12 protein-coding genes are annotated in these 14,198 nt (G+C 35.0%); 5 read left to right on the forward strand and 7 right to left on the reverse strand.

Annotated features, from left to right (window positions below; all coding sequences use genetic code 11):
- Positions 1–384 precede the first annotated feature (384 nt).
- On the forward strand, positions 385–2,760 hold the full coding sequence (locus ACZZZA_RS00965) for an outer membrane beta-barrel family protein (protein ID WP_463429404.1): 2,376 nt from the start codon (positions 385–387) through the stop codon (positions 2,758–2,760).
- A 402-nt stretch (positions 2,761–3,162) separates the two neighbouring features.
- Positions 3,163–6,396: a fibronectin type III domain-containing protein gene (locus tag ACZZZA_RS00970; protein WP_463429405.1), complete on the forward strand. Its 3,234-nt coding sequence runs from the start codon at positions 3,163–3,165 to the stop codon at positions 6,394–6,396.
- A 113-nt stretch (positions 6,397–6,509) separates the two neighbouring features.
- Here the strand turns inward: ACZZZA_RS00970 and ACZZZA_RS00975 are convergent, their stop codons facing one another.
- The 3 genes from ACZZZA_RS00975 to panD all read right to left on the reverse strand — a co-directional run bounded on the left by ACZZZA_RS00975 (position 6,510) and on the right by panD (position 8,650).
- Positions 6,510–7,085 carry a TerD family protein gene (locus tag ACZZZA_RS00975; protein WP_463429406.1) on the reverse strand — a complete coding sequence of 192 codons (576 nt, stop codon included), beginning with the start codon at positions 7,083–7,085 and terminating at the stop codon, positions 6,510–6,512.
- Positions 7,086–7,207: 122 nt separating this feature from the next.
- On the reverse strand, positions 7,208–8,296 hold the full coding sequence (locus ACZZZA_RS00980) for a lysylphosphatidylglycerol synthase transmembrane domain-containing protein (RefSeq protein ID WP_463429407.1): 1,089 nt from the start codon (positions 8,294–8,296) through the stop codon (positions 7,208–7,210).
- Between the two features lie 3 nt (positions 8,297–8,299).
- Positions 8,300–8,650, reverse strand: coding sequence for an aspartate 1-decarboxylase (gene panD, locus ACZZZA_RS00985; protein ID WP_047444445.1), 351 nt, complete (start codon positions 8,648–8,650; stop codon positions 8,300–8,302).
- 397 nt (positions 8,651–9,047) lie between these two features.
- Between panD and ACZZZA_RS00990 the strand changes: the two genes are divergently transcribed.
- Entirely contained in the window at positions 9,048–9,338 is a 291-nt protein-coding gene (locus ACZZZA_RS00990; RefSeq protein ID WP_129536153.1) for an HU family DNA-binding protein, read from the forward strand.
- 171 nt (positions 9,339–9,509) lie between these two features.
- On the opposite strand, the gene pdxH is transcribed toward ACZZZA_RS00990, so the two are convergent.
- Entirely contained in the window at positions 9,510–10,151 is a 642-nt protein-coding gene (gene pdxH, locus ACZZZA_RS00995; protein WP_463429408.1) for a pyridoxamine 5'-phosphate oxidase, read from the reverse strand.
- 24 nt (positions 10,152–10,175) lie between these two features.
- Between pdxH and ACZZZA_RS01000 the strand changes: the two genes are divergently transcribed.
- Entirely contained in the window at positions 10,176–10,724 is a 549-nt protein-coding gene (locus ACZZZA_RS01000; protein ID WP_463429409.1) for a YqgE/AlgH family protein, read from the forward strand.
- Between the two features lie 104 nt (positions 10,725–10,828).
- Positions 10,829–11,410 carry an N-acetylmuramoyl-L-alanine amidase family protein gene (locus tag ACZZZA_RS01005; RefSeq protein WP_463429410.1) on the forward strand — a complete coding sequence of 194 codons (582 nt, stop codon included), beginning with the start codon at positions 10,829–10,831 and terminating at the stop codon, positions 11,408–11,410.
- A gap of 78 nt (positions 11,411–11,488) precedes the next feature.
- On the opposite strand, the gene ACZZZA_RS01010 is transcribed toward ACZZZA_RS01005, so the two are convergent.
- The 3 genes from ACZZZA_RS01010 to ACZZZA_RS01020 form a co-directional block, all read right to left on the reverse strand.
- Positions 11,489–12,304, reverse strand: a complete 816-nt coding sequence (locus tag ACZZZA_RS01010; RefSeq protein WP_463429411.1) for an aminotransferase class IV — start codon at positions 12,302–12,304, stop codon at positions 11,489–11,491.
- Between the two features lie 77 nt (positions 12,305–12,381).
- The gene (locus tag ACZZZA_RS01015; protein WP_300355011.1) at positions 12,382–12,768 is read right to left on the reverse strand and encodes an START-like domain-containing protein; all 387 of its coding nucleotides are present in this window, start codon (positions 12,766–12,768) and stop codon (positions 12,382–12,384) included.
- A gap of 203 nt (positions 12,769–12,971) precedes the next feature.
- On the reverse strand, positions 12,972–14,147 hold the full coding sequence (locus tag ACZZZA_RS01020; RefSeq protein WP_463429412.1) for an aspartate aminotransferase family protein: 1,176 nt from the start codon (positions 14,145–14,147) through the stop codon (positions 12,972–12,974).
- Positions 14,148–14,198: the final 51 nt, after the last annotated feature.

Genomic DNA, 14,198 nt, shown 5'->3' on the forward strand with positions numbered 1-14,198 from the left:
TTTGAAATAAAAAATGTCTGCTAACAAGGGTTTGCAATAGTGGGGCGAAACTGCAAAGTTCAACGGTAGTTCTTCGATTGAACTTTTGCGCAAAATTGTAGATTTGTGCTTCGATTGCCCCACCTTAGCAAAGCCCAAAAACGTTATGCGGCAATCCTAGAAGTATTTAAAAAATTTGAACCAAAAATGATGAACTATCAATGAGTTTGAAAATTTTATAATAATTTCGGTTAGATTAAAGCGTTTTTCTAAAATTTTGCTATTTAAAATAAATTTCTATTCTCTATACAAATAATCTTTCTCAGAATCAAAGATTTAAAAATTATTTCCCACCGTGATGTAATATTTTACGTTTGACAACTGTCTAATGAGTAAATAATACACATGAACAAGAAAATCATTCTTCTTTTTGCAATTGCCTCATCAGCATTTTTATTTGCACAAAGTATTGAAGGAACTATCACCCATAATTCTCATCAACCTGCCACTGATACCGAAATTCTTTTAACCAAAGAAAACTCAAAATTCTCAGCAATTACAGACGAAAAAGGAAAATTTAAAATTCCACTAAAAGAAAACGGAAACTATGTTCTTCAGATCATCAGAGACGGCATTACTACAAACACAGAAAATATTACCGTAAAAGGGAATCTTCTTAAAAATATAGAAATCAAAGAAGAAAAAGCACCTTCCGAACAAAAAATAGAAGGTGTAACCATGACTGCAAAGAAAAAACTTTTTGAAAGAAAAGTAGACCGTTTGGTTTTCAATGTAGAAAATTCTGTTGCTTCACAGGGAATTGATGCTGTAGAAGCCTTAGCAAAAACTCCGATGGTACGCGCAACTGATGATGCGATTTCGATTGCAGGAAAAAGCAATGTTGCCATTATGGTGAATGACAGACTGCTGAATTTATCCGGTCAGGAAATGATCAACTATCTTAAAACGCTACGCTCAGACGATATTGCGAAGATCGAAGTGATCACTACTCCACCCGCAAAATATGAAGCTGAAGGGAAAAGCGGATTGATTAATATAGTCTTGAAAAAGAACACAAGTCTTGGATGGAACGGATCTCTGCAAACATCCGGAAGCTACTATTGGAACCGCCCTGTCGTTTCTACAAGAAGTGGCGCAAGTTTTAATTATCAGGGAGAGAAATTATCTGTAACGACCAATCTGTCTCTGGGAGATAATTACTGGGAACAAAAATCCTACAACTATCTTACTGGAAAAGGCAATACAGATTATTGGAATACCGACAGCCAAAGTGCTAATAACTACCGATATAAAGGTGGAAACGTAAAAGGAGAATACAAAATCAATGATAAAAACCTTGTTGGTGTCAATTATAATTATTCGTACAGCAACCCGATAGAGCGCGCTAAAAATTACACCAAAAGACAATCGGAGAATATTCCGCAGGAATTTTATTCAGATTCAGAAAACAGAAATATCAGAAAAGTACACAACGCATCAGCTTTTTATGATGTAAAACTGGACACGTTGGGAAGCAAACTGAGTCTTTCTGCCAATGTCATGTTGAATGATGCTAATGCTAAAAATCTATACAGTACAGTTACGGATGTTGTTACAGCGTCATTTGTAAATCCTATCAGTCAATATAAAATCTATTCGGGACAGGCAGATCTTGAAAAAAATTTCGCTAAAATAAAAACAGAAGCCGGACTGAAATTCACCAGCATAAAAAACGATTCATACTTCAACTTTTTTGATATTGAAAACGGTCAGAATGTAAGAAACACTGCAAGAAGCAATGATTTTTTCTACAACGAACAAAATTATGCGGCATACGCTTCCACGAGTTTTAAAATCAATGAAAAATGGGATGCTAAAGCCGGATTGAGATATGAATACACTAATCTTGAAGGAATTTCTGTAAACGATAATGTAGGTACAAACATCCAATACGGAAAGTTTTTTCCTACCGCTTACCTGAGTTATAAAGCGAATGACAACAATACTTTTTCCATTAATTATTCAAGAAGAATCAGCAGACCTTATTTCGGGAATCTGAATCCTTTTAAATACATCATTTCAGAATTTGAGTACAGCACCGGAAATCCTTATTTGCTTCCTTCGTTTTCAGATAATCTGGAGTTTGGATATGTTTTGAAAAATAATTTCAACATTACAGCATATTATAATTACAATAAAGATAATTCTGACCGCATCCAGGTGGTGCAAGGTGCCGAAAAATACAGCATAGTAAAGAATTTTTATAATGAAGATCAAGCCGGAATCAATATTTCCTATAATTACAACAAACTGAAATGGCTGGAATCTAATATTTTTGTCAATGGTTTTTATGCCCAATCAAAATCTTTTGATGCAGATGCCGTTGCAGCACCTGCAGGATACGGAGCCAACTTTAATTTTGACAACAATTTCTTTTTAAACAAAGAAAAAACCGTCACCCTTATGCTCGGACTATGGAGTAACATCCCAAACAGAAGCGGAAATACCTACTTTAACGGTAATTTCTCTGCTTATTCTGGTTTAAAACTGAATCTGATGCAGAAAAACCTGATGATCAATCTTTACGTAAACGATTTACTAAATACCAACCGTTCAAAAGGTACAGAATACTATCCCAATTATGATGTGGAATACTATTCTAAAGGAATTACCCGAAATATTTACCTTTCTGTGACCTACAAATTTGGAAATAACGATGTAAAAGGCGCTACCAAACAAGTGAAATTTGAGGAATCGAGCAGAGCTGGAGGCGGAAGTTAGAATCTGAAAACAACAATTTGATTTATTGTTGTTTTGATAACAATAAAGAAGCATTCACTTAAAACGAAATTAATACTCCATCGGAAAGAACATCAGAAACGTAAATTTAGATTAGAATCGAAAAAAAAAACATTTATTTTTTTACACCTACTTCAACATATGTTGAAGTATTTTTTTATTGAAATTATCATTTTGAGTTAATAATAGCATTTTTTCTAAGAAAATTGATTAAGCTTATGATAGATTTTATCAAAAAACAGATTATTCATAAATTCTAAAAATTAGACATCTGATAATAAATCAGACATACATATATATTTATTGCAAAATTATAAGCAATAAAAAAAGATTAATAAGTTAATAAATACTAAATTAGCAGAAATTTAATAATCGATAAATCAAATGAAAAAAACTTTACTCTCAATTGTTTCAGCTGCATTTGCCACGCTGACCTTTGTGACCACTAATGCCCAGTATTACAATCGGGCACCTATCTCAAGCGGTTTTAATGCTGATGTCATCGCAAACGGCACAGGTCCTTCAGCAAGTTCCACCACTATAGATGTTGATGGTGTGAGCTTTGCGTTTATTTCGAAAGACTTTATGGCAACAGCTACAAGCCCAACGCTGGCTTACGGACTTCCTGTAAATGGTATTTTCACATCTGCAGTTACAACTACACCGGGATTGAGTTACGAATTAGCTTCCTACTCATCAAACAACACTTTAAGGTTGAGTGCGGTAAATGACACAGGTACTTTAGCATTAACTACACCTGTAGCTTCGTATAACCTTTACATTTTAGCAACTAGCGGAAGCGGAACTTCTACTCTTACCGCAGTAATTAACTTTACAGATGGTACAAGCCAAACGGCTACGGGACTTGCCGTAGGAGATTGGTACAACACCACAGGATTCGCAATACAAGGTATCGGAAGAATCAACAGAACCAATGATAACCTGGAAGACGGTGGTGGTACTAATCCCAGATTATACCAAATCCCAGTAACAGTCAATGTTGCTAATCAGGCGAAGCTGGTACAGTCTGTTGCATTTACCAAAACTGCAGGAAGCGGAATTTCAAATATTTTCGCATTATCTGTAAATAAATACACCACTTGTCCTGCTCCTTCTGCACTTACAGCGGGAAGCATTACTCAAAATGGAGCCACAATTTCATTTACGGCACCTACACCTGCTCCTTCTAACGGATATCAGTTGTACTACAGCACTTCGAATGTTTCTCCTACGGATGCAACACCGGCTTCCATTACAAACATCACAGGTTTATCTGCTCCTGTTACCGGTCTTAGTCCTAACACCATCTATTATGTATGGGGAAGATCAGTATGCGGAACGCCTGGACCTTGGGGATTTTCTGCAACTTTCAAAACATTATGCGGACCCGTAACCTCTCTTTCCGAAAATCTTGACAGTTACACAACAGGAAGTATTGTTCCTGATTGTTGGGCAAGGCTTGTTTCCGGAACAGGAACCATGTCAATTAGTGCTACAGCTCCGGTATCATCAGGAAACAGACATCTTTATCAGAGCAGCTCGACTGTTGCTAACTCGTCTGTCGTTGTTTTACCTGAATTCAGCAATATCAATGCAGGTACACACAGATTGAAATTTAAAGGAAGATCATCATCTACAACAGGTTCTGCTATACAAGTTGGATATGTGACAGATGCTACAAGTGCAGCAAGTTTCGTAAGCTTATTTGCCTTTGACGTTACCAATACCACCTACACAGATTTGGCTTCACAAAGATCATTTGTAATTCCTAATACCGTTCCTGCCACAGCAAGACTTGCTGTAAAAAATACAGGAACAAAGACGGGCGGTTTTTATTGGGATGATGTTGTATGGGAAGCGGCTCCTGTATGCATTGAGCCTTACAACCCTGTAAAGACAAATTCATCAACCTCATCAATATCGTTATCATGGACTGCGCCTTCACCGGCTCCTGCTACGTATGATATCTTCTATTCAACCACAAATACTCCACCTACAGGTACTTCAACACCACAAATTTCAGGAGTTACAACCACCTCAAATACTGTAGGCAGCTTAACAGCCAGTACAACTTATTATTTCTGGATCAGATCTAACTGCGGTACTTCTCAGAGCTCATGGATTGGTCCTGTGACGGGTTATACAGGAGTTTGTTTACCAACAGGAGGAGCTAGCTCAACCACATATTACTTACAAACAATTAGTACAACAGGTGGCACAAATAATATTTCGTATAATGCTACTACGTATAATGCATACACCGATAACAGTGCTACATCACTTTCATCTTATCCTGGCGGTATTGTTAACTACAATCTTGTAAGCAGTGCAGGAACCAACTATCATTATATCTGGGTAGATCATAACAATGACTTAGATTTTGACGATACTGGTGAAACTATTTTAGCTACAACAACATATACAGCTTCTTCTGCCGGAAACTTTACTATTCCTGCTACTCAGGCGATTGGTAATTACAGAATTAGATTTGCACAGTCTTACAGCGGAAACATCACCTCTTGCGGCCCAGCTCCTTATGGTAGTTATGTAGATTACACCCTTAACATCAATGCTGCACCATCTTGTGGTGTTGTAACAGGTGTTACGGCAACCAACCCTACTACTACATCAGCTTCAGTGTCATGGTCAGCTCCTGCTAATATACCTTCTAGCGGATATCAAATTTACTACAGCACAAGCAATGTCGCACCAACTGCATCAACTGCGGCAACTCAAAGTGTAGCATCAGGAACTACTGCTACCATTACACCGCTTACACCCAATACAACTTATTACGTGTGGGTAAGATCAAATTGTGGTTCAGGAACTTCAAGCGACTGGTCTGTTACAGCAGCTACTGTAACAACACTATGCAACGCTACAACAGTACCTTACAATGAAAACTTTGAAACTGCAGTAACTCCTGCTGCACCATCTTGTACGAATGTAATTAATGCCGGATTGGGGAACAATTGGTACACAAGCAACAATCCAGGATCAGGATTTACTACAAATGTTTTGAGATACGATTACAACTCATCAAATGCAGCAAACTCTTGGTTCTTTACTCAAGGAATTCAGCTTACCGCAGGAACACAGTACAGCGTAGAATTTGATTATGGTGATAATACTGTAGACACCTATTCTGAAAACCTTAAAGTTTCTTACGGAACTACGGCAACAGTTGCCGGAATGACAAATCTTATTACCGACATTACAGGGATCAACACAGGAACTTTGACTAATGGAGTATACACATTTACACCTGCTACAACAGGAGTTTATTACATTGGATTTAATGCTCATTCTGACGCTGATCAATATTATCTTTATGTTGATAATATAAAAGTAAATCTTAGCACATTAGGAACTTCAGAAGCAACTAAAAAACTGAATGAAGTAAGATTATATCCTAATCCTTTTGTGGATATTCTAAGTATTTCAGACATTAAAGGTTTACAGTCTGTATCTATTGTAGATATTGCAGGCAGAACTGTAAAAACGATTGCAAAACCTGGTAAAGATTTGAATGTATCTGATTTGGTTTCTGGTTCTTATCTGGTAACTCTTCACTATGAAGACGGAAGCAAAAAGACCATCAAAACTATTAAGAAATAGAAATCTGTTACCTCTTAAATACAATAAAGGCTGTCATTCAACAATGACAGCCTTTTATTTTTACTTTATCTCAGTTTTACAAAAGATGCGAAATACATGATTAAAAAACTTTATTATTTAATGATCTGCCCACTGTAATATTTCTCTAAAAAGAAACCCAAATCAGCTCTATAGCCAATTCCGGAAGCTTCAAATTTCCAGCTGCCGTTTCTTTTATACAGTCTGCCGAATTCAATTCCTGTTTCTATGGAAAAATCTTCATCTAATTCGTATTTCGCAATCTCCTGATTTGTATTCTGATCAACAATTCTTATGTAGGAGTTTCTCACCTGTCCAAAATTCTGCCTTCTTCTTTCAAAATCTTCGATCGTGACTACGAACAGGATCTCTTCCACTCTGGAATCCACTTTTTCAAGGTCGACTAAAATCGCCTCATCATCATCGCCGTCACTATTTTTCCCGCTTGGATCATCACCTGTATGGACTAAAGCATCGTCCGGCGATTTGAGATTGTTATAAAAAATAAAATAGTCTTCACTTACCAGTTTTTTCTGGGAATCAATCATAATTGCAGAAGCGTCAAGATCGAAATCATAACCCGTCCCTTCATTAGGATCCCAGCCAAGTCCGATGGTCATTTTTGTAAATCCGATATCTATTCTCTGTCCTTTTCGTAGGTTTATTGCCATAATTCTGTACTTTATATCTAAGATAGTTTTGATTTTTCAAATCTCCAAATATTCAGATTAAATAAACATTAAAAAGCCCGATCGATTTGATCAGGCTATATTTTTTTTGAATATTCAAGAATTTATTTGATATTAATTTCAGTCTCAGTTTCCAATTTATTTCGAGCTTTCGCCAACATCAGAATAGACAGCAAACCGGTGATCAGCATGATTACAATCTGCATCGGCAAGGAAATAAATGAATATGTAATCCCCATTTCACCACCAAATTCAGCACTTTTACCCATTGAGATGAATAATGCCATAAAGCCATATTTCATGGCTAAATTAAATGCTCCAATACCGCCACTCGCCGGAATAATCATTCCTAAAGTTCCCACAACAATAATGAAAAAACCGTCAGCAATAGTGAAATTCGAAGTTTCTGGCAAGGCAAAACAAACAAGGTAGGTTGCCATAAAATAACACGCCCAAATACCAACAGTGTATAAAATAAATTTTCCCTTTTTTTTCAATTTTGAAATTGATGCAATTCCTTCCCAAATTCCTTTACCGAAATTAATGAGCTGAACCCTTTTAAATTTAATCAAATAGAAAATTACACCTAAAAATAAAAGTAAAATGATCACCTTCACTATCAAATAAAAAGAATCAAAATCGTTGATCCCAAGTGACATTAAAAATTCTTCAAAACCATTCGGAATATGCTCTTCTTTACTTACTTTCTTTTTTTCAGTAACGTAATCGTAAAATGATACAATAGCATCAAATTTAAAAATAACCGTCAGCAAAAGAAAACCCATCATACAAACAAGATCAATCACCCGTTCTAAAATAATGGTACCAACAGATTTGCTAACGGGCACTTTTTCAACACCGTACAAAGCCGTTGCTCGGGCAACTTCACCACTTCTCGGAATGGTTAAATTCATTAAATATCCGAAGGAGATCGTCCAGAATGCATTGGAGGTCGAGATGCTGTGTCCCATCGGTTCTAATAAAAGATTCCATCTAACCGCTCTGAACCAATAGGCAAGAACACCAAAAACTGCTGCGAAGGCAACCCAAATATAATTCGCTTTTTCCAAAGATTTCTGAATCTTCGGAAAATCAAAACCTTTCAATGCTAACCATAGAAAAAAGCCTGCGAATGCAAGTGAGATAACAACCGTTACAATTGTTTTTAAAGGATTAGCTGATTTTTTTTCCATGAATCAGGTAAGAAGGTTAGTTTTCTCGTCCGGAAAAACAATTTTCGGCTGAAAATCTCTTGCTTCCTCAGGTGTCATCTGAGCGTAAGCTATGATAATGATAATATCATCACGCTGTACTTTTCTTGCTGCAGGACCATTCAGGCAAACCTCACCAGATTTTCTCTTTCCTTTAATCACATAAGTGTCAAAGCGCTCACCATTATTTACATTAACAATATAAACCCTCTCTCCCACAACCAATCCTGCTGCATCAATAAGATCTTCATCTATGGTAATGCTTCCTATATAATTAAGATCCGAGGCAGTTACTCTTACCCTGTGAATCTTAGATTTGAATACTTCTATTAACATGGTGCAAATTTATTAATAATATTTAATAAAATGATTTTAAAATACACTTTACAATCACTACAAAAAAGACAATTTAATTTCAAATAAAACATGATATTTATTAACTGATTATCAATACAATAAGGATATTAATAAAAAATGAAAACTAAACATGAAATTCAGGAATCAATAAATACAAAACATAATATTATTTTTTTAGCAAAACCAATACACATAAGCAACTGGCACGATTTTAGTATCTCGAAACCTAGATTTTTCGCAAATAACTGAATTATGATATTTTGATTGATTTCAGGATAAATCAAAATACATTCATAAGTTTTTAGAAAAAATTTGCACAATTTGAAAATTGTTTTATATTTGCTATAATTACTAACTAACTTTTAATATTAAAATTATGAACAAATCTGAATTAATCGACGCAATTGCGAAAGATGCAGGAATTACTAAAGTTGCAGCAAAAGCTGCCTTAGAATCATTTATCTCTAACGTTACTACTACTCTTAAAGCGAAAGACGGTAAAGTTTCTCTGGTAGGTTTCGGTACTTTTTCAGTATCTGAAAGAGCTGCGAGACAAGGTATCAACCCTGCAACTAAAAAACCAATCAAAATTGCTGCTAAAACAGTAGCAAAATTCAAAGCTGGTGCTGATTTGGCAACTGCCGTATCTGGAGTTAAGAAAAAATAATCACCCGATTATAAAAAATATAACCTCATCTTTTGATGAGGTTTTTTTGTTTTGCCAAATATTATAAATGTATGTCAGCTTTTTATTAATAGCCCAATCTATTTTACTCGTACTGAGATTTTAAATTATCCATCTTTTGTTTCTCAGAAATCAAACCTTTCACAAAAGAAATTATGGAGCAAGCCGAGAAACTTCCCAATCCAAATTCTTTAATGAATAAATAATTCTGTCATGCAATCTATTAGGCCTTCCCTGCCAAAATTCTATTTCATAAGGTTTTGCAATATAACCGCCCCAGTTATCAGGTCTTGGAACTTCAGAATTTTCAAACTTTGTTTCCAGTTCTTTTAATTTAACTTCTAAAAATTCTCTATTCGGGATCACTTCACTTTGTGGAGAAACCGCTGCTCCCAACTGGCTTCCTTTTGGTCGGGAATGAAAATATCCGTCGCTTAAGTTTTCTGCAATTTTTTCCAAATCAGCTTTAATGATGATTTGTCTTTCTAAAGCCGGCCAGAAAAAATGCAAACAGGCTTTGTGTGTTTTTTCAATTGCTTTGCCTTTCCGGCTGTCATAATTGGTATAAAAGATAAAACCTTCGTATGTATATTCTTTAAGCAAAACCATTCTTGTTCTGGGGCAACCGTCATCTTCTAAGGTAGAAACTGCCATCGCATTGGCTTCAGAAACAGCTGGATTTACAGAAGCTTCCAAAAACCAATCTCTGAACTGCTCAATAGGATTCTCTTTAATCTCACTTTCAATAAGTTGAGATTTTTCATAGATTTTTCTCTTATTGTGAAGGTTTTCCATAAATAATTTTTATTAAATTTGAGTATGAATTACTCATACAAAGGTAAAATATTAATTTCCACACCTGATATTTCCGGAGATATTTTTTCCAGATCGGTGGTGCTTATCATAGAACATGATGAAAATTCAGCTTTTGGATTGATTTTGAATAAGAAAAATTCAAAAATGAGTAACAGATTCAAAAACTTCTTCGATTTTAAAATTGAAGTTTACGATGGTGGACCGGTAGAAAATGACAAAGTTTTTTTCATTATAAAAGGCAAAAAAGTATCTGATGTTACTATTGAGATTAATGAAGAATTTTATGTTACAGAAGACATAGAAAAAGTGATCAGTTCAGTGATCAGCAATGAATTATCAATCAATGATGTGAAAATATTTTCAGGCTATTCCGGTTGGGGCGGTATGCAGCTTGATAATGAAATAAAAAACAAACTATGGACCGTAGTAGACGTCTATAATCTCGATTACACACTTCCTAACGATCAGTCATTATGGAAGTCTATCATGCAAAATCTTGGTGGGGAATTTCTGCTTTGGGCAAATACTCCCGATGATATATCGCTGAATTAGTTTGTGTTTCACAATGAAGCGATTTAACTTTAACAAATATTTAGTATTCATAACATAATTTTTAGAATACTTTCACGTTTTTAGATGAATTAAACAATTAAACTATGAAAGCAATTAAACTGTTATTTTTATTAATTGCATCTTCAGCAATACTCTCTTTCTCGCCTAGCCATAAAAAAATAATTGTTATTGATGCCGGACATGGCGGAAATGATATGGGTGCCACTTATAAAGGCGTTTCTGAAAAGCAAATCGTCTTAGGAATTGCTTCAAAAATCAAAGAACTCAACGAGTCTCAGGATAATTATGAAATCGTTCTTACACGAGATTCTGATTCTTCCCCTACCTTACGTGAAAGAACAGACATAATCAACAAACTGAATCCTGAAATGGTTATCTCACTTCACGTCAACAGAAGTCCTGCAAAAGAGTCAGAGAGAATGGGACATGAGATCTTCACTCAAAATTCTGATGCTTCTAAAGCTTTGGCTGAAAAAATTTCAAAAAAATTGGGAGTATGCGATAGTAAAGAAATGAATCTTCATATTTTGAGAGAATCAAAAGCTCCGTCAGTAGTGGTAGAATTGGGGTTTATCAATAATACAAAAGATCGGGAATATCTGAGCAGTGAAAACGGACAGAAAGAAGTTGCCCAAAAATTCATCGAAATTATTTACGAAAAATAAGAAAAAAATACTCTTTTCTGATTGTATCAGAATAAAACCCGGTAAAGGACGTAACAGTTGTTTACCGGGTTTGTCAATTTAATTTGAAAAACTATTCTTCCAGCCTTTTACTAATTCTAAAAAGCGCAAGTTTTCAAATGTTTTATTTCTAATTTTTCCTACTGAGAAAATTCCTTTTTCGTCTGAAATCATCAGAATTTCTTCAGCCTTTTGAGATTCAAAAGCAATAATCTCATGCTCCTGAATATCTGCTAAATTATTTTTGTGCAAAAATGTAACAAAATTTTCCAACAATGGCGAAATGTAAGCACCTTCAGAATGTTTCGGAACTTTAATGATATTCCCTTCTAAAAACAAAAGATTTCCTGAAACAGAACGTGCAATTCTCTTGTTTGGATTTAATAGTATCACATCATCAAGGTCATTTTCCTGTGCGTAAATTGCAGCATAAATATTTTCCGGACAATGTACTCTGATATTGCTCAAAAGATTATTATTGACGTTAATTTCCTTGATTAAATCTAATTCTAAAGGACGCTGATGTAAATTTAAAACATCATCCAATTCTTTAACCTCAAAGAAATAGGAAATGGATGACTTTGAGAGGGTGATATCATCATAATTTCTGTAAACCAGAAAATCAATAATTCCGTTTTTCACTTCTTTTTGCTGAATAACTTTTTCATGAAAAAGATTCTGAAAAAACTCCAGGGTATACGTTAAGGGAATATTCATTCGCATTTTCCGCATGGAAGCCATCAGGAAGAAGTAGCATTCTTCATCCATAATGAGTTGAGAATTTCTTACAAAAAATGAAACTTTGACCGCATCTCCCAAAAGAAATGCTCTGTTTTTCAATTCAAGCTCTTCTGAAGTAAAATATGTATTATCCAAAATATGATTATTTATAAAAAAATAATGAACGATAAATCGTCCATCAGTTTTACCATTAAGTCAGTACCGCTTAAGAATTAAGCTGCACCTAATTTTATTCTAAGGTTTTCAATCAGATTTTCCCAGTACAAAGCATTTTCTTCTTCGTCACCTTCTTCACAAAAATCTGTAATATTTAAAGCCAAATCTTCTGTAATATCATCGATCGTAATCGTCATTTCAAAGAAGTTTTTAGTACCTTCATCTTCTTCCCATCTGAAACGCACGAAACTTTCAGGCTTGTATCTGATCAAAGTTGCTTTTTCTTCAGAACCTCCACCCCAACTAAAATAGAAATCGTCACCTTTCTCTATTACATCATCTGCAAACCACTCGGATAATCCCTCAGCACTAGCCAAATATTCGTACAAAATCTCTGAGAGACAATGCATTGGGAATTCGTAATGGACTTTATGTTTCGCCATATAACTTATTTTTAACGTCACGCAATATATAAATTAATTTTTTTATTACACAAAAAACTAAATAGATTTTTAAGCAATATCAATGATATTTATCACAAAAATAAATTTATTTCATTTGATCTCAATTTTTGTTTCAAAATTTGTACTGATCATTAAAAAACCTCTTTCTTGAAGAGGTTTGCTATAAATCATAAAAGTGATTTTCAGTTTTCATTTAAGACATCAAGAATGGTCTGACATCCTTCAGCAATTTCATCTTTAGAAATAGTCAACGGTGGAGAAATTCTCAGATATTCATTTCTATACAGTTGCCAGAAAACGATTAATCCTTTTTCCATGCATCTTTTGGCTACATCTAAAGTAAATTCCGGTGTTCCGAGATTGACAGCAAGCATCAATCCTTTTCCGTTTATATTTTTAATTTTTGGGTGTACCAGCAGTTTTCTGAACAACTCTTCTTTTTCAGCAATTTCATTCATCAATCCGCTTTCTAAAACTTCCTTTAAAGTTGCATGAGAAGCTGCCGCAATCAAAGGATTTCCTCCGAAAGTCGTGATATGACCTAATTTTGGCGAATGAGACAAAGTTTCCATGATTTTTTTCGAACTCATAAAAGCTCCTACCGGAACTCCGCCGCCCATTCCTTTTCCCATCACCAGAATATCAGGCACAATTCCGAAATGTTCAAACGCAAATAATTTTCCTGTTCTTCCGAAGCCCGGCTGAATTTCATCTAAAATCAAAAGTGCTCCTACTTCTTCGCATCTCTTTTTTAATTTGATTAAATAATCATCATCAGGAACTAAAAATCCTGCTGCTCCCTGAATGGTCTCAAGAACTACACAAGCAGTTTTTTGTGTGATTTTATCAAGATCATTTTCATTATTAAATTCAATAAAAGAAACCATTGGCAACAACGGACGAAATTCTCTTTTATGAAATTCATTTCCGGAAACGCTCAACGCTCCATGTGTATTTCCGTGGTAAGAGTTTTTGAAAGAAACAATTTCTTCTCTGCCGGTATATCTTTTGGCCAGTTTTAAACTTCCGTCGATAGCTTCTGCCCCACTGTTCACCAAATAAGTAACTTCCAATGGTTCGGGTGTTGATTCAGCCAACAATTTGCACAATTCTACAGGTTTTTCCTGAGCATACTCGCCATATACCATGACGTGGAGATATTTATCTGCCTGTTGTTTGATTGCATTAACAATTTTGGGATGAGAATGACCTAAAGTATTGGCAGAAACTCCCGCAACAAAATCAAGATATTTTCTGCCGTCTTTGCCAAAAACATAGCTTCCTTCTGCTTTTTCCACTTCAAAACCTGCCGCAAACTGCGTGGTTTTTGCCTGATATTTAAAAAAGTCCTGTTGCATTTGTATGGATGAAAAATTTAGGCAAAGCTAAAAAAGATAAGTTGAATTGTA

It is taken from the genome of Chryseobacterium sp. AC405b, assembly GCF_979258685.1.